This window comes from Rathayibacter sp. AC451 (genome assembly GCF_979253095.1).
This window is the reverse complement of record NZ_CEEDBD010000001.1, coordinates 1,508,996-1,529,767: the sequence shown is the minus strand read 5'-3', so window position 1 is coordinate 1,529,767 and position 20,772 is coordinate 1,508,996. Positions and strand designations below refer to the sequence as shown.

Genomic DNA, 20,772 nt, shown 5'->3' with positions numbered 1-20,772 from the left:
GCCCTCGGGCGGGTCAGTCCAGGCGGGGGTCGCGACCCGTGCGCTCGCCGGTCGCGAGAGCGCGGATTCCTGCCAGATCCTCGTCGTCGAGCACGAAGCCGAAGACGTCGATGTTCTCCCGGATCCGCTCGGGGGTGACCGACTTGGGGATCACGACGACCCCGTTCTGCACGTGCCAGCGGAGGACGACCTGCGCGGCGGAGACGCCGTGCCGCGCGGCGATCCGCTCGAGCACCGGCTCCTGCAGCAGACGGCCGCGCGCGAGCGGCGACCAGGCCTCGGTGACGATGCCGTGGGCGTCGCCGAACGCGCGCAGCTCCTCCTGCGGCAGGCGCGGGTGCAGCTCGACCTGGTTCACCGCGGGCACCACTGCGGTCTCGGCCGAGAGGCGCTCGAGGTGCTCGACGGCGAAGTTCGACACGCCGATCGACCGCGCCCTGCCCTCCTGCTGCAGCCTCTCGAGGGCGCGGTAGGTCTCGACGTAGCGGTCGCGGGAGGGGATCGGCCAGTGCACGAGGTAGAGGTCGACGTAGTCGGTCCCGAGCAGGTCGAGGCTGCGGTCGAACGCCTCGAGCGTCTCGTCGAAGCCGTGGTCGTCGTTCCAGACCTTGGTGGTCACGAACACCTGCTCGCGGGGGATCCCGCTGGCACGGATCCCCTCGCCGACGCCGCGCTCGTTGGCGTAGAGCGTGGCGGTGTCGACGTGGCGGTAGCCCGCCTCGAGGCCGTCGCGACGGTGCGCGCGGCCTCGTCGTCGTCGACCTTGTAGACCCCGAGCCCGATCTGCGGGATCGCGCGGCCGTCGTTCAGGGGGATCAGGGGGACGCTCATGCCCTCCATGCTGGCATGCGGTCCTGGGGGCACCGTCCCGAGGGTCCCTGCGGAGGGTCCGCTCAGACGGTCCACTCGAGCTCGCCCTGCGGACCGATCGCGACGGCGTCCTCGATCAGCGCGGCGAGCCCCGCGACTCCGAACAGCAGGCGCCGCTCGGCGGCCTGCTCCTCGTCGGCGTCGGGGAAGCGGCGGACGGCGAAGTAGTGGTCGTGACCCGGCTGGAGACCCTCGACGCTCTCGGAGTCGGCGAGCGCGAGGAGGCCGCGGTGCGGCCGTCGACCGGGTCCGAGGCCGAGCCACAGCGATCCCGTCTCGAGGACGACGGCCGTGCTCGACGCGAGAGCGCCCTCGTGCATCCGCCGCGCCGTGATCTGCCAGCCGAAGCCGAGGTGGTTCAGGCGCACCGGATGCGGTCCGCGCCAGGCGTGCGACAGGTCCTCGGCCCGGTAGTACACGGGACTCGGCCGGTACGAGCCCTGCCACAGCGCCGCGGTGAGCTCCCCGCACCACTCCGGCGTCTCGGGATCCGACCAGGGGTCCGTCCGCTCGGCCCGCTCGGCGGCACGCCGGTGGGCTCGGACGAGCTCCTCGGCGTCCTCGCGCAGTCCCATGGTCGCCTCGCTCCCGGTCGGGTGCGGCCCACCCTACGGCTGCGGCGCTGGATGCCCGCTCGACGGCGGCTGGGAAGGATCAGGTGGGCAGCTGCACCGGCTCGGTGTCCGGCAGCGGGCTCGCGTCGCGGCCGCGGAGGTCGGGGTGGTAGCGGCGGCCGAGCGCGGGGACCACGAAGCCGACGAAGGAGAACACCGCGGCGACCACGACGGCGGCGGTCGGGCCGTTGCCGTCGATCTGGACGCCCGCGATCGCCGAGCCCAGCGCCGCTCCGATCAGCTGGCCGGTGCCGACCCAGCCGTAGGCCTCGGCGGTGTCCGAGAACTTGACGCTGGCGGCGGTGATCGTGAAGAGCGCCGCGAGCGCCGGAGCGATACCCACGCCGGCCAGGAACAGCGTGATCGAGAGCCACCAGAAGTCGGTCGAGAAGGCGGCCAGCGCCATGCCGACGGTCACGATCAGCATGCGGCGGGCGGTCGCCCAGCGGCTGATCGGGATGTGCCCGAGGGTCAGACCGCCGACGAGGGAGCCGGCCGCGAAGATCGCGAGCACGACGCCCGACTCCACTCCGCCCTCGCCGAACACCGCCACGACGCCGGCCTCGAGTGCGGCGCACGCGCCCACCAGCAGGAAGCCGACCACGGTCGCCAGCAGTACCGGCGGCTTCGTCAGCACGACGCCGAGCCTGCGCCGGGAGCGCGGGATGCGGACGCGACCGACCTCGGGCGAGGCGATGAACCAGATGCCGCCGCCGATGAGGAACACCGCGGCGGTCAGGATGCCGGCCACCGTCGAGATCTGGATCGACACGAACGTCGTGAGCACGGGTCCCAGCACCCAGATGATCTCCTGCGCGGAGGCGTCGAGCGAGAAGAGCGGGGTGAGCTGCGAGCTCGGCACCATCTTGGGGTAGATGGTGCGGACCGCCGGCTGCACCGGCGGCATGCTGAGGCCCGCGAGGAAGGCGACGGCGACGAACTGCCAGATCTCGAGGGGGAGCACCGCCATCGCGATGATCGCGACGGCGCAGACGATCAGGGTGAGCGTGAGCACGCGGCGCATGCCCAGCCGGCCCATCAGGCGGCTGGTCAGCGGCCCGGCGATCGCCTGCCCGATCGACATCGAGCCGAGCACGAGCCCTGCGGCCGCGTAGGAGTCGTGCACGTGCTCGACGTGGAGCAGGAAGGCCAGCGACAGCATCCCGAACGGGAAGCGCGCGGTGAGCTGCGCGGCGATGATGCGCCCCACCCCGGGGGTTCTGAGGAGTTCGGTGTAGCTGCCCACCGGACGACACTAGCGCCCCGCGAGGGAACCCCGGACGGTCCGGGGAACCCGCTTCCGCAGGCTCCCTCGACGGGTCGGGGTTCCCTCGGCGCAGGACGGGCGTCAGCCCGCGAGCACCTTGCGGATGCGCTGGAGGGAGACGCTCTCGGCGGTGCCGAGCGACTGCGCGAAGAAGCTCACGCGCAGCTCCTCGATCATCCACCGGGCCCGCTGCAGGTTCTCGGGGAGTGCGGCGGCAGCGGCAGGACGCCGCCCGCCGAGCGGTAGAGCTCGAGCGCCGCCTGCACCTCGTTCAGCCAGACGCGGTCGCGCCCCACGTTCTCGGCGATCTTGCCGAAGCGCTCGGTGATCGCGGCGAGGTAGCGCGGCAGGTGCCGCAGCCGCTCGAGCCCCGTCGCCGAGACGAAGCCCGGATGCACGAGGGCCGACAGCTGCTCGCGCGCGTCGGTCAGCGCCGGCAGCAGCGCCATGCTGGTCGAGTTCTTCAGCGCCTTCTCGGCCGCCCGAGCGGTCGTGAGCACCGTGGTCACGGTCTTGACCGTCTCGAACATCGAGTCCATGACGCTCGCCGACACCCGGTCGCGCACGGCGTCGAACTCGGCGCGGAGGAACAGCATGCCGTCGGGCTTCATCCGCCAGAGCACCGCGTCGACGCAGGCCAGCAGGCAGTCCGTGAAGAGGGCCGTCGTGTTCTGGTACGGGCTCTGCGCGAGCACGAGCTTCTCGTTCGAGCTGAGGTGCTGCTGCACGTAGGCGACCGGGCTCGGCGTCGCGAGCAGCAGGAGCCGCCGGACGCCGCGAGGGTGCTCGCGGGCCTGGTCCTCGGGTGTCGCCATCAGGCGGATCGAGACCGAGTCGCCGTCGTCGATCAGCGCGGGGTACGCGCGGATGGTGTTGCCGCCCTGACGGGTGTCGGTGGTGCGCGGCAGCTCGGGCATGTCCCAGGTCTTCAGGCCCCGGCGCTCCAGCGCGTCCGGCACGCGGGCCTCGACCACGCGGGCGACCTCGTCGCGCACCCGTCCGCGCAGGCGCTCGGCCAGCGGGGCCAGCTCCTTGCCGGCGGCGATCGTGCGGCCGCGCTCGTCGGCGATGGCGAAGGTGACCCGGAGATGCGCCGGGATCCGCTCGAGGTCGAAGTCGGAGGCGTCGATCACCACGCCCGCCTCGCGGCGGATCGCACCGGCGAGCGTCGCCGCGAACGACTCCGTCGGCGGGTTCGGCACGTCCTGCGGCAGCGAGGCGGTGAGCCGCTTCGCCCAGTCGTTCGCGGGGACGACGTTCCGGCGCAGGTGCTTGGGCAGCGCCTTGATCATCGCGGTCACGAGCTCGGCACGCAGGCCGGGCACCAGCCAGTCGAAGCCCAGCGGAGTGACGCGCGGCAGGAGCGCGAGCGGCACGTGCACGGTCACGCCGTCCTCCTCCGTGCCCGGCTCGAACCGGTACGAGAGGCGGAAGCGCTGGTCGCCCTGGCGCCACTGCGTGGGGAACGCGGTCTCGTCGATCTCCTCCGCGTCCTCGGGCAGGAGCGTCTGCTGCGTCATGGTCAGCAGGTCGGGCTCGTCGTGCTGCTTCGTCTTCCACCAGGAGTCGAAGGAGCGGACCGAGGTGACGTCGCGCGGGATGCGCCGGTCGTAGAAGTCGAACACGGCCTCGTCGTCGACGAGGAGGTCGCGGCGGCGGGTGCGCTCCTCGAGGCGCTCGAGCTCGGCGCGCAGGGCCCGGTTCTTGCGGTCGAACGCGTGCCGCGACTCCCAGTCGCCCTCGACGAGAGCGTGGCGGAGGAAGAGCTCGCGGGCGTAGGACGGATCGATCCGCGAGAACTGCACACGGCGACGGGCGACGAGCGGGACCCCGTAGAGGGTGACGCGCTCGTAGGCGACGGCCGCGCCCTGCGCCTTCTCCCAGTGCGGCTCGCTGAACTGCCGCTTCACGAGGTCGCCTGCGATCGCCTCGGCCCACGCCGGGTCGATGGCGGCGTTCGAGCGCGCGAACAGGCGGCTCGTCTCGACGAGCTCGGCGCTCATCACCGCATCCGGCAGCTTCTTCGCGAGCGCGCTGCCGGGGAAGATCGAGAACTTGGCGTTGCGGGCCCCGACGTACTGCACGTTCTGGCGCTCGCGGCTCTTGGCGGCTCGTTGCGCCTGCTGGGAGGTCGTGTCCTTCACGCCGATGTGCGAGAGCAGCCCGGCCAGGATCGAGCGGTGGATCCCGTCGGGGTCCACGCGCGGCTCGCCGAGCTCCAGGCGCAGCGGCTTCGCGAGCTGGCGGAGCTGGCGGAACACGTCCTGCCACTCCCGCACCCGCAGGTAGTTGAGGTACTCGGCCTTGCACAGCCGGCGGAAGGCGCTGGAGGAGAGCTCCTGCTGCTTCTCCTCCACGTAGTTCCAGAGGTTGAGCAGCGTGAGGAAGTCGCTGGTCGGGTCGACGAAGCGCGCGTGCTGCTGGTCGGCCTGTGCGCGGCGCTCGAGCGGGCGCTCGCGGACGTCCTGGATCGTGAGGCCGGCGACGATCGCCATGACCTCGCGGCTCGTGTGGTGCGTCCGCGACTCGATCACCATGCGGGCGAACCGCGGATCGATGGGCAGGCGGGCGAGGTCGCGGCCGATGCGGGTGAGCTGCGGGCCCTGCTCCTTCCGCGGGATGCCACTCCGGCTCGCCTTCTGCCGAGTGTTGCGGACCGGAGTGGCATCTCGCGAGGGGGCGCCCGAGGAGGCGGCATCGGAGGAGGGCGCGCCGGGCGTGCGGATCGCGCCGAGCTCGGTCAGCAGGTCGAGGCCGTCCTTGATCCCGCGCGAGTCGGGCGGAGTGAGGAAGGGGAACTCGGCGATGTCGCCGAGGCCCAGCGAGATCATCTGCAGGATGACCGCCGCGAGACCCGTGCGCAGGATCTCGGGGTCGGTGAACTCCGGACGGCGGAGGTAGTCCTCCTCCGAGTAGAGGCGGATCGCGATGCCGTCGCTGGTGCGGCCCGAGCGGCCGGAGCGCTGGTTCGCCGACGCCTGCGACACCGCCTCGATCGGCAGCCGCTGCACCTTCGAGCGCGCGCTGTAGCGCGAGATGCGCGCCGTTCCTCCGTCGATGACGTAGCGGATGCCCGGCACCGTCAGGCTCGTCTCGGCGACGTTGGTCGCGAGCACGACGCGGCGGCGGACGCCCGGGGTGCGCGAGCGCTCGAAGACGCGGTGCTGATCGGCGGCCGACAGCCGCCCGTAGAGCGGCAGCACCTCGGTGCCCGGCAGGGCGAGCCCGCGGATCGCGTCCTCGGCGTCGCGGATCTCGTTCTCGCCCGAGAGGAACACCAGCACGTCGCCCGGATCCTCGCGGGCGAGCTCGGCGAGCGCGTCGGCGATGCCGGTCATCAGGTCGCGGCTGCCCGCGGTGGCGTCCGGGGTGTCGGTGTCGTCGTCCTCCTCCGGCTCCTCGGCCACGAGGGGGCGGTAGCGGACCTCGACCGGGAAGGTGCGCCCCGAGACCTCGATGATCGGAGCCGGCTTCCCCTCGGCGTCGGCGAAGTGAGCGGCGAAGCTGAGCGGGTCGATGGTCGCGGAGGTGATGATCACCTTGAGGTCCGGCCGCTGCGGCAGCAGACGGTGCAGGTAGCCGAGCAGGAAGTCGATGTTGAGGCTGCGCTCGTGCGCCTCGTCGATGATGATCGTGTCGTACCGGCCGAGCAGCCGGTCGTGGTTCATCTCGTTGAGCAGGATGCCGTCGGTCATCAGCTTGATCCGCGTCGACGCGCTCGCCTTGTCGGTGAAGCGGACCTGGTAGCCGACGAGGCCGCCGACCTCGTCGTCGAGCTCCTCCGCGATGCGCTCGGCGATCGTGCGCGCGGCGATCCGCCGCGGCTGCGTGTGCGCGATGCTCTCGCGTCCCAGCTCCAGGCAGATCTTGGGGAGCTGGGTGGTCTTGCCCGACCCGGTCGCTCCGGCGACGATGACGACCTGGTGATCGCGGATCGCGGCGGCGATGTCGTCGCGCCGTCCCGAAACGGGGAGTTCGGGCGGGTAGTGGATGCTGAGGACGTCTGACATGAGCCCTCCATCCTACGGCGCCGTGGCACAATGCCCAGGTCCCCCCGCGAGATCCGCCGGAGGGTGCAGACCCCGAGCGGAGAGCACGGCCGTGAATCCGCAGTCCCTGCTCGTGGTCGTGAACATCGTGCTGCTGCTGTTCGCGATCCAGGGCGTGCTGGCGAACCCGCGCCTCGGCCGGGTCGGCAAGGTGGGCTGGGTCGCCTTCATCGTGATCGCGCCGTTCGTCGGGAGCATCGCGTACCTGGTCCTCGGCCGCCGGGGCGGGCGGATCGGAGGCGGTGCCTCACCGAGCGGGCCGCAGCGACCGAGCGGCTGGTTCTTCGAGCGCTGACGCGGAGCGACTCCCGCCTCGCCGCACCTGGTCGCACCGGTAGCCTCCTGGGCACCGTCCCGCCCGTGATCCCTGGAGCACCGTGCCCCGCACTCCCCGCCCCTGGCTGATGCTCGCGATCGGAGTGGCCGCGCAGGCCGCGACGACCGTGTTCGTGTCCGTGCCGCCGTTCCTGATCCCCCTCCTGCACACGCAGTACGGCTACTCGCTCGCCGAGGCGGGACTGCTCGCCGCGGCGCCGAACGTGGGGCTCGTGCTCACCCTCGTCGCGTGGGGCGCTCTCGCCGATCGGTACGGCGAGCGGATCGTCCTCGCCACCGGTGTCGCCGCGACGGCGCTCGCGGGCGTCGGGGCGATGCTCACGGGCGATCTCGTGCTCCTCGGGGTCTTCCTGCTCCTCGGAGGCATGGCGTCCGGCAGCGTCAACGCGGCGAGCGGCCGCGTCGTGATCGGCTGGTTCCCCCGGAATCGCCGCGGGCTCGCCATGGGCATCCGGCAGATGAGCCAGCCGCTCGGAGTCGCGGTCGCCTCGCTCACGGTGCCGCCGCTCGCGAGTGCCGCGGGGGTGCCCGCCGCCCTGGCCCTGCCCGTCGTCCTGCTCGCCGTGCTCGCCGTCGCCTGCGCGATCGGCATCGTCGATCCGCCCCGTCCGCCCCGGACCGGGGCCTCGGCTCCGGTGCAGAACCCCTACCGCTCGGGTGCCGCGCTCTGGCGGATCCACGGCGTCTCAGCCCTGCTGGTCGTGCCGCAGTTCACCCTCTCGACCTTCGGCCTGGTCTGGCTGATCGCCGACCAGGGCTGGGAACCGTGGGCGGCCGGCGTCCTGGTGGCCGTCGCGCAGTTCGCCGGCGCGTTCGGCCGCATCGGAGTCGGGGTGCTGAGCGACCGCGTCGGGTCGCGGCTGCGTCCACTGCGCTGGGTCGCGGTGGCCGGAGTCGCGGCGCTGCTCCTCCTGGCCGCCACGAGCGCGGTCGACGGGGCGGTGGCCGTCGCCGCGGTCCTGTTCGTCGCGGCGACGACGATCTCGGTCGCCGACAACGGGCTCGCCTTCACCTCCGTCGCCGAGATCGCCGGGCCCTTCTGGTCGGGCCGCGCGCTCGGGGCGCAGAACACCGGGCAGTTCGCGGCGGCGGCGATCGCGGCGCCGGCTGTCGGCGCGCTGATCGGCCTGGTCGGCTATCCGCTCGCCTTCGCTATCGTGGCGCTGACGCCCGCCCTGGCGCTGCCGCTCGTGCCGTCGCGGGCGGTGGAGGAGCAGAACCCGAGCTGAGAGGGCGCGCCGGCGACGATCGTGGCCGAGCGCGCCTCCCGGCGGAGCTTCTGCAACCCCGTGACCGTGCCGGGGCTCGCGTCTAGCGTGGAGCCATGGCCGAACGACTGCGCTCGAGTGTCAGCCCCTACCTCCGCTCCCACGCGGACAATCCCGTCGACTGGTTCCCCTGGGGTGAGGAGGCGTTCGCCGAGGCCGAGCGGCGGGACGTGCCGGTGCTCGTGTCGATCGGCTACGCGACCTGCCACTGGTGCCACGTCATGGCCCGCGAGTCGTTCTCGGACCCCGTGCTCGCCGAGCGCCTGAACGGCGGATTCGTCGCCGTGAAGGTCGACCGCGAGGAGCACCCGGACGTCGACACGGCCTACCTCACCGCGGCGAGTGCGTTCACGCGGAACCTCGGCTGGCCGCTCACGGTCTTCACGACTCCGGCCGGCGAGCCGTTCTACGCCGGTACTTACTTCCCGCCCCGTGCGGTCGGCGGGGTCCCCGCGTTCTCGGACGTCCTCGACGCGGTCGGCGAGGCCTGGCGGCTGCGGCGCGACGAGGTGCACGCCACGGCGGGCTCGCTGGCGAACGCGCTGCGCGAGGCGACCGCCGCGCTGCCCACCGCGAGCGCGCTGCCGGACGACGGCGCGCTCGATGCCGCCGTCGCACGCCTCGCCGCCGAGGAGGACCGCGAGCACGGCGGCTTCGGCGGGGCGCCGAAGTTCCCGGTGGCCCCCGTCCTCGGCTTCCTCGCCTCGCGGGCGAGCGGTGCGGAGCTCGCCGAGCGCACTCTCCTGACCGTCGCCGCCTCGCCGCTGCGCGATCGCGACGGCGGCTTCTTCCGCTACGCGACCCGAGGAGACTGGAGCGAGCCGCACTACGAGCGGATGCTCTACGACAACGCGCAGCTGCTCGACGTCGCCGCCCTGCTGCTCGGCCGCTCCGACGTCCGGGACCGGGACGCCCTGGCGGGCGTCGCGGACGGCATCGCCTCCTTCCTGATCACCACCCTGCAGCGCCCCGGCGGCGGCTTCGCGAGCGCGCAGGACTCCGAGAGCATCGTCGACGGCCGGCGCTCCGAGGGCGGCTACTACCTCGCCGAGGACCGCTCGGGCCTCGAGCCGCCCGCGCTCGACGAGAAGGTCGTCACCGGATGGAACGGCCTCGCGATCCAGGCGCTCGCGCGCGCCGGTCGTGTCCTCGGACGGCCGGAGTGGCTCGACGCCGCCCGCCGCGCCGCCGACTTCCTGCTCTCCCGCCATGTCGTCGACGGGGTCCTCGTCGTCCGCGCCTCGCTCGACGACCGCGTCTCGACCGCCCGCCCGGCGCTCGAGGACCTCGGCATGCTCGCCGGCGGACTCCTGCAGCTGGCACTCGCCGGCGGCACGCCCCGCTACGCGCAGGCCGCCCGGTCGCTCCTCGACGGCGCGCTCGACGCCGCCTCGGGATGGCCGCCCTTCGCGCTCCCCGGCGGCGGCGACCCGGCGCTCGCCGCGCGCGGACTGCTGCTCGCGGCGGATCCGTCCGAGGGTGCGTACCCCTCCGGCCTCTCGGCGACGGCGCGCGCCGCGCACGAGCTCTTCCTGCTGACGGGGGAGCGGCGCTACCGCGAGGCGGCCGAGGCGGTGGTCGCCGCGGTGGCTCCGGGCGCCCTCGGGCAGCCGATGGGCTTCGGCGCCGTGCTCGCGCTGGCCTCGGCGCTCGCCGCGCCCGTTCTGCAGCTCGTCGTGGTCGCCCCGGACGACGCCTCGCTCGACGGCCTCGCGACGGGTTCCCGCGCGACCGACGTGGGGGTGCTGGCGCTGGTCACCGATCGGGAGGCGGCCGCCTGGGCGGGCGCCGGCTTCGAGCTCTTCGAGGGCAGGACGTCGCGCGACGGACTCCCGACCGCCTACGCCTGCGAGGCGTTCGTCTGCGCGCTGCCGACGACGCGCCTCCCGGAGCAGCTCGTCAGGCGGCCGTGACCACGAGGGGCGCGTCCGGATCGGCGGCCCACTCGTTCAGCGATCCGTCGTAGATCGCGACGTCGCGCACGCCGAGGAGCGTGAGGGCGAGGGCGTCGGCCGCGGCGGCGATGCCTCCTCCGCAGTACAGGACCACGCGCTCGGCGTCGACCGCGTCGCCGAAGAGGGTGCGGAGCCGGTCGAGGGGCAGGAGTGTGTTGGTCTCGCGGTCGACCAGTCGCGCCGCCGGCACGCTGCGGGAGCCCGGGATGTGGCCGCGGCGCGGACGCTGGCCGGCCTCGCCGGTGAACTCCTTCGGCGGCACGGCGCAGACGAGCGCGCCGGGGGCCTCGCCGCGGACGATCCGCTCGACGTCGGCCTTGTCGACCCAGAGCGGCCGCTCCTCGCGGACCGTGAGCCCGTCGCGCGGGACGGGCGCGACGCGCCCGTCTCGAGCGGGCGCGCCTCCTGACGCCACGCGGTGAGACCGCCGTCGAGGACGGCGACCGAGTCGAGCCCCGCGGTGCGCAGCAGCCACCACAGCCTCGACGCCCACTGGCCGACGGCGGAGTCGTAGACGACGACCACGGAGTCGTCGTCGATGCCGAGTGCCCCGACCGCGGCGGCGAACCGCTCGGCGGCGAGCCTCGTGAACGGATGCGGCGCCTCGGCGTCCGAGAGGTGCTCGAGCAGGTCGGCGAACACCGCTCCGGGCACGTGCCCCTCGACGAGGTACTGGTCCTCGCCCGTGAGGTAGCGGTAGCGCCCGTCGAAGGCGGGCACGAAGAGCACACTGGCGTCGATCACGACGAGTCCGTCGCGGCCGAGCTGATCGGCCAGCCACTGCGTCGAGACGATCGGCCGGGCCAGGTAGGGGGAGCTGCTCACCCGCCCCACGCTAGGCGCCGGTCGTCCCGGCCGCACCCCGGCGCGTAACCCGGCTTCACCTGGGCCCGTCGAACAGGGGATCGCCGTCGCGAGCACGCGGGATCGTGCTCGACAGGCGCGCGCCTCAGCACTCGATGACGTTGACCGCGAGACCGCCCTCGCTGGTCTCCTTGTACTTCGAGGACATGTCGATGCCGGTCTGCCGCATCGTCTCGATCACCGTGTCGAGCGAGACGCGATGGGTGCCGTCGCCGTGCAGCGCCAGCCGCGCCGCGCTGACGGCCGTCGAGGCGGCGATCGCGTTGCGCTCGATGCACGGGATCTGCACGAGCCCGCCGACCGGGTCGCAGGTCAGCCCGAGGTGGTGCTCCATCGCGATCTCGGCAGCGTTCTCGACCTGGCGGGGCGTCCCGCCGAGCACGGCGCAGAGCGCTCCGGCGGCCATGGCGCACGCCGAGCCCACCTCGCCCTGACAGCCCGCCTCCGCCCCCGAGATCGACGCGTTCGTCTTGCAGAGCGAGCCGATGGCCGTGGCCGTCAGCAGGAAGTCCCGCAGGCCGGCCCGGTCCGCCCCCGGCACGAAGCGGAGGTAGTAGTGGCCGACCGCGGGGAGGATGCCCGCCGCTCCGTTCGTCGGCGCGGTGACCACGCGCCCGCCGGCGGCGTTCTCCTCGTTCACCGCCAGCGCGAAGGCGTGCAGCCACTCGACCGCCGTCACCCGGGCGGCATCGAGCGGATCGTGCTCGAGCGCCTCGAGCCGCTCCCGCATCAGCGAGGCCCGGCGGCGCACGGCGAGCCCGCCCGGCAGGACGCCGTCGGTCGTGAGTCCGCGGTCGACGCACGCCGCCATGGCGTCCCAGATCGCGTCGAGCCGGGCGTCGACGTCGACGCCGGGATGCAGCGCCTCCTCGTTCGCCGCCGCGACGCCGGCGATGCTCGCGCCGGTGCGGTCGCAGGTGGCCAGCAGGTCGGCGCCCGACGCGAAGGGGTGCGGATGCTCCGCCAGCGCCGCGAGAGGCGCCCGCTCACCTGCGCGTCGGATGAATCCCCCGCCGATCGAGTAGTAGGTCTCCTCCCACGCGGGCAGGGCGTCCTCGCCCAGCCAGACGCTGAAGGTGAGCGCGTTGGGGTGCTCGGGCAGGCGGGTGCGCGGCTCGAAGCCGACGTCGTCCGGCGTCATCGGCACGGGCTGCTCGCCCGCCAGGAGGATCGACCCCTCGTCGTCGAGCCGCCGCCACGCCCCGCGCACCTGCTCGGGGTCGCACGTCTCGGGAGCCAGCCCCGACAGCCCGGCGACGACCGCGTCGGGAGTGCCGTGGCCGATCCCGGTGGAGCCGAGGGACCCGTAGAGGGTGCAGCCGACGCGGCTCACCCGCGGCAGGAGTCCGGCCGCGCGCAGGCGCCCGGCGAGGTCGAGAGCGGCGCGCATCGGGCCCACCGTGTGGGAGCTGGACGGGCCGATCCCCACGCTGAACAGGTCGAGGACGGAGACGTAGGCGCTCATGACGCGAGACTACGCCCGGCTCGCTCGGAAGGGGCGGGCGCTCGAATACGTCCGGCCTGTCGAGCTCCGCGCAACCCTCCCGCGCGGCGTTCCGGTGCTCTCCTAGGCTCGCGCCGAACAGATCTCCACCCCGGCGCGGCCGGGCCTCTCGGGAGGAAGGACCATGCAGAGGATCGCAGACCGGCTCGTCTCCTGGGCGAGCATCCTCGACGAGGGCGCACTCGCCCAGGCGCTCACCGCCTCCGCGATGCCGTTCGTCTTCCCTCACCTGGCGCTCATGCCCGACGCCCACCTGGGTCGCGGCGCGACAGTGGGGTCCGTCATCCCGACCCTCGGCGCGATCATCCCCGCAGCGGTCGGAGTGGACATCGGCTGCGGGATGATCGCCGTGCGCACGGGGTTCGTCCGCGACGACCTGGTCGGCCGCGACCTCGCCGCCCTGCGCTAGCGGATCGAGCGCGCCGTGCCGCTGTCGGCGGGAGCCGCCAACCGGAGGATCGCCGAGACCGCCGCACCGCGGATCGCCGAGCTCAGGGCGCTCGCCGCCGCGGCGGGCTTCGACCCGGCGCGGTACGCGACGCGGTGGGCGGTGCAGCTGGGCTCGCTCGGCAGCGGCAACCACTTCATCGAGGTGAGCCGCGACGAGAGCGGTGTGGCTGTTCCTGCACTCGGGCTCGAGAGGAGTCGGCAACCGGATCGCGAGCGAGCACATCCGGATCGCCCGCGAATCCTGCGCGCGACGGCGGATCGCCCTGCCCGACCCGGACCTCGCACACCTCGAGGAGGGCACGGAGGAGTTCGCCCGGTACATCGCCGAGCTCCGCTGGGCGCAGACCTACGCGCTGCTGAACCGCGAGGAGATGATGGACCGGGTCGTCCGGCAGCTCTCGGAGTGGATCGGCTCCGAGGTCGACGAGCTCGAGCGGATCAACTGCCACCACAACTTCACCGAGCGGGAGCACCACTTCGGCCTCGACGTCTGGGTGAGCCGTAAGGGCGCGATCCAGGCCGACGCGGGGCGCCCCGGCCTCATCCCCGGCTCCATGGGCACGGCGTCGTACGTGGTCGTCGGACGCGGCGACGCGATGTCGCTGAACTCGTCGCCGCACGGGGCCGGCCGCGAGTACTCGCGCTCGGCGGCACGCCGGACCTTCACGCGCGAGCAGCTGCGCGAGGCGATGGCCGGCATCGAGTACCGCGACACGGAGGCGTTCCTCGACGAGATCCCGGCGGCCTACAAGCCGATCGACCGCGTGATGGCCGACGCCGCCGACCTGGTCGAGGTGAGGCACACGCTGCGCCAGCTGGTGAACGTGAAGGGCGACTGAGCGGAGCGGGCCGGCCGGGGAGTCCCGGCCGGCCCGTCGTGTCAGCGGATCGTCTTGCGCGCCGTGATCTGCCCGGTGTCGAAGCCCAGCAGGTGCAGGCCGCCGTGGAAGCGGGCGTGCTCGACCTTGATGCAGCGGTCCATGACCACCGTCAGGCCCTTCGACTCGCCGTACTCGGCCGCCTCCTGGTTCCAGATGCCCAGCTGCACCCAGACGGTCGGCGCGCCGATCGCGACCACGTCGTCGATCACGGAGGGGATGTCGCTCGCCTTGCGGAAGACGTCGACGATGTCGGGCACCACGGGCAGGTCGGCCAGGCTCTTGTAGACCGGCTGCCCGAGGATCTCGGTGGCGTTCGGGTTCACGAAGAACAGCTCGTAGTCGCTCGACTGCTTCAGGTACGTCGAGACGAAGTACGACGAGCGCGCCGGGTTCGGCGAGGCGCCCACGATCGCGACGGTCTTCGCGCGGCGGAGGATGTCGAGGCGCTGCTTCGCGTCGGGCCCCACCCAGGTGCGCTGCGAGCGCAGCATCTTCGCCAGCGGCGAGTTGGCCGGGACGGAGCAGCTCAGTCCGTTCGACAGCTGGACGACGGTGTCGTCGGTCGTGCTCATGGGATCAGACCTCCACGGTGGGGGAGAGGAGGGTGGCCGAGGCGTCCTCCGGGAGCTCGCTCGGCGCGTCCGGCGTGCCGTGCTTCTCGACGGCCGTGGTGAGCGCCTGGTCGAGGTCGTAGATGATGTCGTCGGCGTCCTCGATGCCGACCGACAGGCGGACGAGGCCGGGCAGGACGCCCGCGTCGAGCAGCTGCTGCTCGGTGAGCTGCGCGTGCGTCGTCGACGCCGGGTGGATGACGAGGGTCTTCGCATCGCCGATGTTGGCGAGGTGACTGGCCAGGTCGACCGACTCGATGAAGGTCTGGCCGACCGCGCGGCCGCCCTTCACGACGAAGCTGAAGACCGAGCCCGGCCCCTTCGGCAGGTACTTCTGCGCGCGCTCGTGGTGCGGGTGCTCGGGCAGGCCGGCCCAGTAGACCGCCTCGATGCGCGGGTCGGCGTCGAGCCACTCGGCGACGCGGCGCGCGTTGTCGACGTGGGCCTGGATCCGGTACGGCAGCGTCTCGACGCCCTGGGCGAGGAGGAACGCCGAGTGCGGGGCGAGCACCGGCCCGATGTCGCGCAGCTGCTCGGCGCGCAGCCGGGTGAGGAACCCGTACTCGCCGAAGTTGCCGTCCCACGAGAGGTCGCCGTACGAGGCGACGGAGTCGTGCAGCAGCGGGAACTTCTCGTGCGAGTAGTGGAAGCGCCCCGACTCGACGACGACGCCGCCGAGCGTGGTGCCGTGTCCGCCGAGGAACTTGGTCGCCGAGTGGATGACGATGTCGGCACCCCACTCGATCGGGCGCACCAGGTAGGGCGTGGCGACGGTCGAGTCGATGACGAGCGGGATGCCGGCGGCGTGCGCGACGGCGGCGAGGCCCTCGATGTCGGCGATCTCGCCGGACGGGTTCGCGATGGTCTCGGCGTAGAGGACCTTGGTCTTCTCGGTGATCGCCGCCGCGTAGTCGGCCGGATCGCTCGACTGCACGAAGGTCGTCTCGACGCCGAAGCGGCGCAGGGTGACGTCGAGCTGCGTGATGGACCCGCCGTAGAGGTTGGCGGAGGAGACGACGTGGTCGCCCGAGCCGACCAGCGCCGCGAAGACGATGAACTGCGCCGAGAGGCCGGACGCCGTCGCGACGGCGCCGAGGCCGCCCTCGAGGCTCGCGACGCGCTCCTCGAACGAGGCGACGGTGGGGTTGGAGAGGCGCGAGTAGACGTTGCCGTACTTCTGCAGCGCGAAGCGCGCCGCGGCGTCCGCCGTGTCGTCGAAGACGAACGCGCTGGTCTGGTAGATCGGCAGCGCGCGCGCACCGGTCACCGGGTCGGGGATGTTGCCCGCGTGGATTGCACGCGTCTTGAAGCCGTACTCGCGATCTGCCATGCGATCGACGTTACCCGCGTCCTCCGACACCACGGCGCGCAGGGTGTCGCAGTCCGTAACAGTCGGTGCGTCAGGTGGTCGCGTGCACGGCGGCCAGCGCCATCGCGGCGATCGCGAACCAGGAGCCGAGCGCCACGACGAGGGCGCGCCAGCCGGTCGTCACGAGGGCCCGGAGCCGCACACCGGTTCCCAGCGCGAAGAGCGCCGCGGCGAGCAGCCAGGTCTGCGCGACGGCCGCGGCCTCGAGCAGGCCCTCCGGCAGGGGCGCCCAGGTGCGCAGGAGCATCGCCGCGAGGAACCCGACCACGAACAGCGGCACGATCGCGGGGCGCGGTCCGGTGCCCGATCCGCTCCTGCGCGTGACGGCCGCGGCGACCGCGACCATCGGGGCGAGCAGCACGACGCGGGTCAGCTTGACGACCACCGCGATCGCGAGGGCGGAGGCGCCCGCGATCTGGGCCGTCGCGACGACCTGGCCGACGTCGTGCACCGACGCGCCGACCCAGTGCCCGAACTGATCGGCCGAGAGGCCCAGCGGGTGCTGCAGTGCCGGCAGCACGGCGATCGCGAGCGTGCCGCAGAGGGTCACCAGCGCGACCGGCACGGCCTGCTCCGACTCCTTCGCCCGGGTCGCCCCGGCCATCGCGCCGATCGCGGAGGCGCCGCAGATCGAGAAGCCCGCGGCGAGCAGGAGCGGCTCCCGCCCCGGCAGGCCCACCGCGCGGCCCAGGGCCCAGGTCAGCGCGAAGGTCGCGAGCACGATGCCCACGACCACGAGGATCGCCGCCCAGCCCAGCGCTGCGATGTCGACGAGCGAGAGCGTCAGCCCCAGCAGCACGATGCCCGTGCGCATCAGCGAGCGGGACGAGAACTTCAGACCCGGCGAGAGCGCACCGCTGAGGGTCGGACGCGCGGCAGGCACCTGCGCCACGAGGATCCCGAGCGCGACGGCGGCCGTCAGCATCGGCACCGCCGGCACCAGAGCGTGCACGAGTGCGGCGAGGACCGCCGCGGCCGCGCAGACCGCGACTCCGGGACCCAGGCGCCCGATCAGACCCACGACGGGAGCCACATGTGCGCCTGCCAGAAGGCGAACGAGGTCTGCTGCCCGGTCCAGAGAGGGTAGAAGAAGGCGGTGAGCGCTGCGGCGAGCGCGACGAACACCAGCACGATCACGAGGCCGCGGGTCCGCTTCGGCCGTGCGTCCTGCGGCGAGCCCATCACGATCCCCGCCGTCATCGCGAGCGCGAGCATCATGTAGGGCTGGAAGACGACGCAGTAGAACTGGAAGACCGTGCGGTCCAGGTAGAGCATCCACGGCAGGTAGCCCGCGACGATCCCCATCAGCACGAAGCCCGCGCGCCACTCCCGGTACCGCGCGAGGCGGTAGAGCAGGTACAGCAGCGCGGCCACCCCGGCGTACCAGATCAGCGGATTGGCGACCGAGGTGATCGCCTCGTCGCAGCGGATCGCCGTGCAGCCGTCGACGCCCTGGGCCTGGTCGACGAAGTACATGCTGGTCGGCCTCGTCATCAGCAGCCAGGTCAGCGGGTTCGCCTCGTAGGGGTGCGTGGCGCGCAGATTGATCGAGTAGTCGTACATCTGCACGTGGTAGTGCCAGAGGCTCTGCGCCCAGTCGGGGACCCAGGCCAGAGCACCCGTCCAGGCGTTGCCGGGGGCCTCCGTCGCCCACTGCCTGGCCCAGCCGCCGGAGGTGCGGAGCCAGCCGGTCCAGGTGAGGAGGTAGGCGGCGAGCGCGATCGGCACGACGAGGAGGAACGTCACCGGTCCTTGCTTGAGCACCGCCCCGCTGCCCCAGAACGGCACGCCCGCGCGGCGGCGCATCAGCGCGTCGACCACGACGAGGTACACGCCGTAGGCGGCGAGGAAGTAGATCCCGGTCCACTTCACGCCCGCGGCGAGGCCGAAGACGACGCCCGCGACCAGGAGCCACGGCCGCCACCAGAGCACGGGGCCCCAGCTGGGGAGGGCCCCCGCGGCGACCTTCTCGGCGAGCCGCAGCTCCGCCCAGCGGCGGTCCAGCAGCACGGCCGCCACTCCGCAGAGCGCGACGAACATCAGGATCCCATCGAGCAGCGACACGCGGGACATCACGATCGCGTGGCCGTCGAGGGCGAGGAGGAGGCCCGCGAGGGAGGCGATCAGCGTCGAGCGGAAGAGCATCCTCCCGATCGCTATGACGAGCGCCACCGCGAGGATCCCGACGACCGCGGTCGCGACGCGCCAGCCGACGCTGTCGTCGGCTCCGAACGCGCCCATGCCGAGCCCGATGATCCACTTGCCCAGCGGCGGGTGCACCACGAAGGAGGGGGCGCCGGTGAAGGTGTCGACGTCGCCCGCCGCGAAGCCCGGGTCGGGGTCCTCGGGCCAGGCGCCCTCGAAGCCGAGGTTCCAGAGGGTCCAGGCGTCCTTGACGTAGAAGGTCTCGTCGAACACGAGCGAGCGGGGGTGGCCGAGGTTCCACAGCCGCAGCACGGAGGCGAGCACGACCACGGCGATCGGCAGCCCGAGATCCCACAGCCGTCGCCGGAGCGGGGTGAGGGTCAGTCGGGTGAAGACGTCGTCGAACCAGGAGCCGCGCGGCACGTCGGGCTGCGGCTCGCGCACCCGGGGTGCGGCGGCGACGTCCTCCGCGGGCTCGACGGGCACCGACCGGGTCGCTCCGGCGGAGTCGAGGAGCAGGTCGTCGAAGTCGCGCTGCGGTCGGTCCGTCACCCGGCCATGCTAACGGGGCCTCACGGCACCACGACCGCCCGTCCGCGCACCTTCCCGTCGTGCAGTCGGCGGTACGCCTCCGGTGCCTCGTCGAGGGAGTAGCGCTCGGTGTGCACGCGCACGAGTCCGGCGCGCGCCAGGTCCAGCACCTCCATCAGCTCGGTCCGCGATCCCCAGTAGGGCGCGCGCACCGAGGCCCCGTACGGAGTGGAGAAGAAGCCGGTCGGGAGCACGCCGCCGCCGATGCCCACGATCTGCACCGCTCCGTCGGCCGCGACCACCTGGCGGGCGATCTCGAGCGTCGGCTCCGCGCCCACGAAGTCGAGGACCACCTCGGCTCCCTCCCCGTCGGTCAGCTCGCGGATCCGGGCGACGACGCCCTCGTCGTCCGAGCGCAGCGTCTCGTCGGCGCCCACCTCGCGGGCGAGGGCCAGCTTCTCGTCCGAGAGGTCGAGCACGATCACGCGGACCGGCGAGATCGCCTTGAGGATCTGGATCCCGATGTGGCCGAGTCCGCCGCTCCCGATCACGACCGCGGACGCTCCCGGCACGAGCTTCGAGGCGACCGAGCGGATCGCGTGGTACGGAGTCAGGCCCGCGTCGGTCAGCGAGACCGAGTCGACCGGGTCGAGGTCGCCCAGCGGCACCAGGTGCCGGACGTCGTCGATCACGACGTACTCCGCCATGGCGCCGGGCGAGCCCAGACCGGGAGGCGTGATCCCGAGCTCCGCCGCGTGCGGGCAGTAGTTCTCCCGTCCGGAGGCGCAGGTGCGGCAGACACCGCAGCCCCAGGGCCCGTAGACCGCGACAGCGTCGCCCACCTCGACGCCCGTCACGCCCTCGCCAAGCTCGTCGACGACTCCGGCGCCCTCGTGACCGAGGGTCAGCGGGAGCCCGTAGGTGTACTGGTCCTCGGGGAGGCCCATCAGGAACGAGTCGGAGTGGCAGAGCCCCGCCGCGGTCACCCGGAGCAGGACCTGGCCCGGTCCGGGCACGGGCTTGTCCACCTCGACGACCTCGGGCTCGCTGCCGATCTCGCGGTACTGCACTGCCTTCACGGTTCTCCTTCTCCCTCCCGGGCGCGATCGCCCCGGGACCTCCACCCTCCGCTCTGCTCCTGGAACCCCGCAGGGGGCTTGCGCTGGATCGGGGCTGGGAGACTGGCCGCATGATCATCCTCGCGGGCACGCCCATCGGAAACCTCGGCGACGCCTCCCGGCGGCTCGTGGAGGCGCTCTCGACCGCGCAGCACGTCGCCGCCGAGGACACCCGCGTCACGATCCAGCTGCTGCGGGCGCTCGGCATCGAGAACCGGCCGACCCTCTACGCGCTGCACGACCACAACGAGCGCCAGCGGGCGGCCGAGCTGGTCGAACTCGCCCGGGAGGAGGACCTGCTCGTGCTCAGCGACGCCGGCATGCCCACGGTGTCCGATCCGGGGTACCACCTCGTCGAGACCGCGGTGGCCGCCGGAGTCGCGGTCACGGCGCTCCCCGGACCCTCGGCCGTGCTGATGGCGCTCGCCGTCTCGGGCCTGCCGACCGACCGGTTCAGCTTCGAGGGCTTCCTGCCGCGCAAGCACGGCGAGCGGGTGTCGACCTTCCGCTCGCTGGTGGACGAGCGCCGCACCATGGTGTTCTTCGAGTCCCCGCACCGCATCGGCGACGCGCTCGCCGACCTCGTCGAGGCGATGGGCCCCGAGCGCCGGGTCGTCGTCTGCCGCGAGCTGACGAAGATGTTCGAGGAGGTGCGCCGGGGCACCGCGGCCGAGCTCGCCGACTGGGCCGCCGGGGGGCTCCGCGGCGAGATCTGCCTGGTGGTGCAGGGCGCTCCGGAGCGGGAGGCCTCGCAGGATGATGCGCTCGCCGACGTGCTCGCGCGGGTCGCCGCCGGAGCTCGGCTCAAGGAGGCGTCCGCGGAGGTCGCCGAGCGCACAGGCCTTTCCCGGCGCGAGCTGTACGAGGCGGCCCTCGCCTCCCGCCGCGGCTGAGCGCGTCGTCACACAGAAGGAGCAGCACCGCACGGTGAATAGGATGG

Annotated in this window: 13 protein-coding genes and 4 pseudogenes; 5 read left to right on the top strand and 12 right to left on the bottom strand. The window is 72.9% G+C overall.

The annotated features are described in order from the left end of the window. Positions 1 to 13 precede the first annotated feature (13 nt). From AC0CID_RS07325 to hrpA, 4 genes and pseudogenes are all read right to left on the bottom strand, one after another. Positions 14 to 831 (bottom strand): annotated as a pseudogene (locus AC0CID_RS07325) (aldo/keto reductase). A 62-nt stretch (positions 832 to 893) separates the two neighbouring features. Then, the gene (locus AC0CID_RS07320; protein ID WP_207403488.1) at positions 894 to 1,445 is read right to left on the bottom strand and encodes a hypothetical protein; all 552 of its coding nucleotides are present in this window, start codon (positions 1,443 to 1,445) and stop codon (positions 894 to 896) included. Between the two features lie 79 nt (positions 1,446 to 1,524). Next, positions 1,525 to 2,730, bottom strand: a complete 1,206-nt coding sequence (locus tag AC0CID_RS07315; protein ID WP_251945991.1) for an MFS transporter — start codon at positions 2,728 to 2,730, stop codon at positions 1,525 to 1,527. A gap of 102 nt (positions 2,731 to 2,832) precedes the next feature. Next, a pseudogene (hrpA, locus tag AC0CID_RS07310) lies at positions 2,833 to 6,761 on the bottom strand (ATP-dependent RNA helicase HrpA). A gap of 91 nt (positions 6,762 to 6,852) precedes the next feature. Between hrpA and AC0CID_RS07305 the strand changes: the two are divergent. The 3 genes from AC0CID_RS07305 to AC0CID_RS07295 all read left to right on the top strand — a co-directional run bounded on the left by AC0CID_RS07305 (position 6,853) and on the right by AC0CID_RS07295 (position 10,317). After that, positions 6,853 to 7,095 carry a PLDc N-terminal domain-containing protein gene (locus AC0CID_RS07305; protein ID WP_465226287.1) on the top strand — a complete coding sequence of 81 codons (243 nt, stop codon included), beginning with the start codon at positions 6,853 to 6,855 and terminating at the stop codon, positions 7,093 to 7,095. Between the two features lie 109 nt (positions 7,096 to 7,204). Continuing rightward, on the top strand, positions 7,205 to 8,365 hold the full coding sequence (locus AC0CID_RS07300; RefSeq protein ID WP_465228064.1) for an MFS transporter: 1,161 nt from the start codon (positions 7,205 to 7,207) through the stop codon (positions 8,363 to 8,365). Positions 8,366 to 8,460: 95 nt separating this feature from the next. Further along, on the top strand, positions 8,461 to 10,317 hold the full coding sequence (locus AC0CID_RS07295) for a thioredoxin domain-containing protein (protein ID WP_465226286.1): 1,857 nt from the start codon (positions 8,461 to 8,463) through the stop codon (positions 10,315 to 10,317). On the opposite strand, the gene AC0CID_RS07290 is transcribed toward AC0CID_RS07295, so the two are convergent. From AC0CID_RS07290 to AC0CID_RS07280, 3 genes and pseudogenes are all read right to left on the bottom strand, one after another. Further along, positions 10,304 to 10,774 carry a sulfurtransferase gene (locus AC0CID_RS07290; RefSeq protein ID WP_465226285.1) on the bottom strand — a complete coding sequence of 157 codons (471 nt, stop codon included), beginning with the start codon at positions 10,772 to 10,774 and terminating at the stop codon, positions 10,304 to 10,306. The two genes, AC0CID_RS07295 and AC0CID_RS07290, sit on opposite strands and share 14 nt — an antisense overlap. Positions 10,775 to 11,007: 233 nt before the next feature. After that, a pseudogene (locus AC0CID_RS07285) lies at positions 11,008 to 11,184 on the bottom strand (hypothetical protein); the annotation flags it as partial. A 124-nt stretch (positions 11,185 to 11,308) separates the two neighbouring features. Further along, positions 11,309 to 12,688: an L-serine ammonia-lyase gene (locus AC0CID_RS07280; protein WP_465226284.1), complete on the bottom strand. Its 1,380-nt coding sequence runs from the start codon at positions 12,686 to 12,688 to the stop codon at positions 11,309 to 11,311. Positions 12,689 to 12,851: 163 nt separating this feature from the next. On the opposite strand from AC0CID_RS07280, the pseudogene AC0CID_RS07275 reads away from it, so the two are divergent. Beyond that, positions 12,852 to 14,016, top strand: a pseudogene (locus AC0CID_RS07275) (RtcB family protein). A 41-nt stretch (positions 14,017 to 14,057) separates the two neighbouring features. On the opposite strand, the gene AC0CID_RS07270 reads toward AC0CID_RS07275, so the two are convergent. The 5 genes from AC0CID_RS07270 to AC0CID_RS07250 all read right to left on the bottom strand — a co-directional run bounded on the left by AC0CID_RS07270 (position 14,058) and on the right by AC0CID_RS07250 (position 19,793). Further along, entirely contained in the window at positions 14,058 to 14,630 is a 573-nt protein-coding gene (locus AC0CID_RS07270) for a CoA-binding protein (protein WP_251946003.1), read from the bottom strand. A 4-nt stretch (positions 14,631 to 14,634) separates the two neighbouring features. Next, positions 14,635 to 15,999, bottom strand: coding sequence for an O-acetylhomoserine aminocarboxypropyltransferase/cysteine synthase family protein (locus AC0CID_RS07265; protein ID WP_465226283.1), 1,365 nt, complete (start codon positions 15,997 to 15,999; stop codon positions 14,635 to 14,637). Between the two features lie 70 nt (positions 16,000 to 16,069). Next, positions 16,070 to 17,071: a YeiH family protein gene (locus AC0CID_RS07260; protein ID WP_465226282.1), complete on the bottom strand. Its 1,002-nt coding sequence runs from the start codon at positions 17,069 to 17,071 to the stop codon at positions 16,070 to 16,072. Further along, the gene (locus AC0CID_RS07255) at positions 17,050 to 18,735 is read right to left on the bottom strand and encodes a dolichyl-phosphate-mannose--protein mannosyltransferase (RefSeq protein ID WP_465226280.1); all 1,686 of its coding nucleotides are present in this window, start codon (positions 18,733 to 18,735) and stop codon (positions 17,050 to 17,052) included. Before AC0CID_RS07255 ends, AC0CID_RS07260 begins: the two co-directional genes overlap by 22 nt. Before the next feature lie 20 nt (positions 18,736 to 18,755). Then, positions 18,756 to 19,793 carry an NAD(P)-dependent alcohol dehydrogenase gene (locus AC0CID_RS07250; RefSeq protein ID WP_207403477.1) on the bottom strand — a complete coding sequence of 346 codons (1,038 nt, stop codon included), beginning with the start codon at positions 19,791 to 19,793 and terminating at the stop codon, positions 18,756 to 18,758. A gap of 110 nt (positions 19,794 to 19,903) precedes the next feature. On the opposite strand from AC0CID_RS07250, the gene rsmI reads away from it, so the two are divergent. Further along, positions 19,904 to 20,725: a 16S rRNA (cytidine(1402)-2'-O)-methyltransferase gene (rsmI, locus tag AC0CID_RS07245; RefSeq protein ID WP_465226279.1), complete on the top strand. Its 822-nt coding sequence runs from the start codon at positions 19,904 to 19,906 to the stop codon at positions 20,723 to 20,725. Positions 20,726 to 20,772 lie beyond the last annotated feature (47 nt).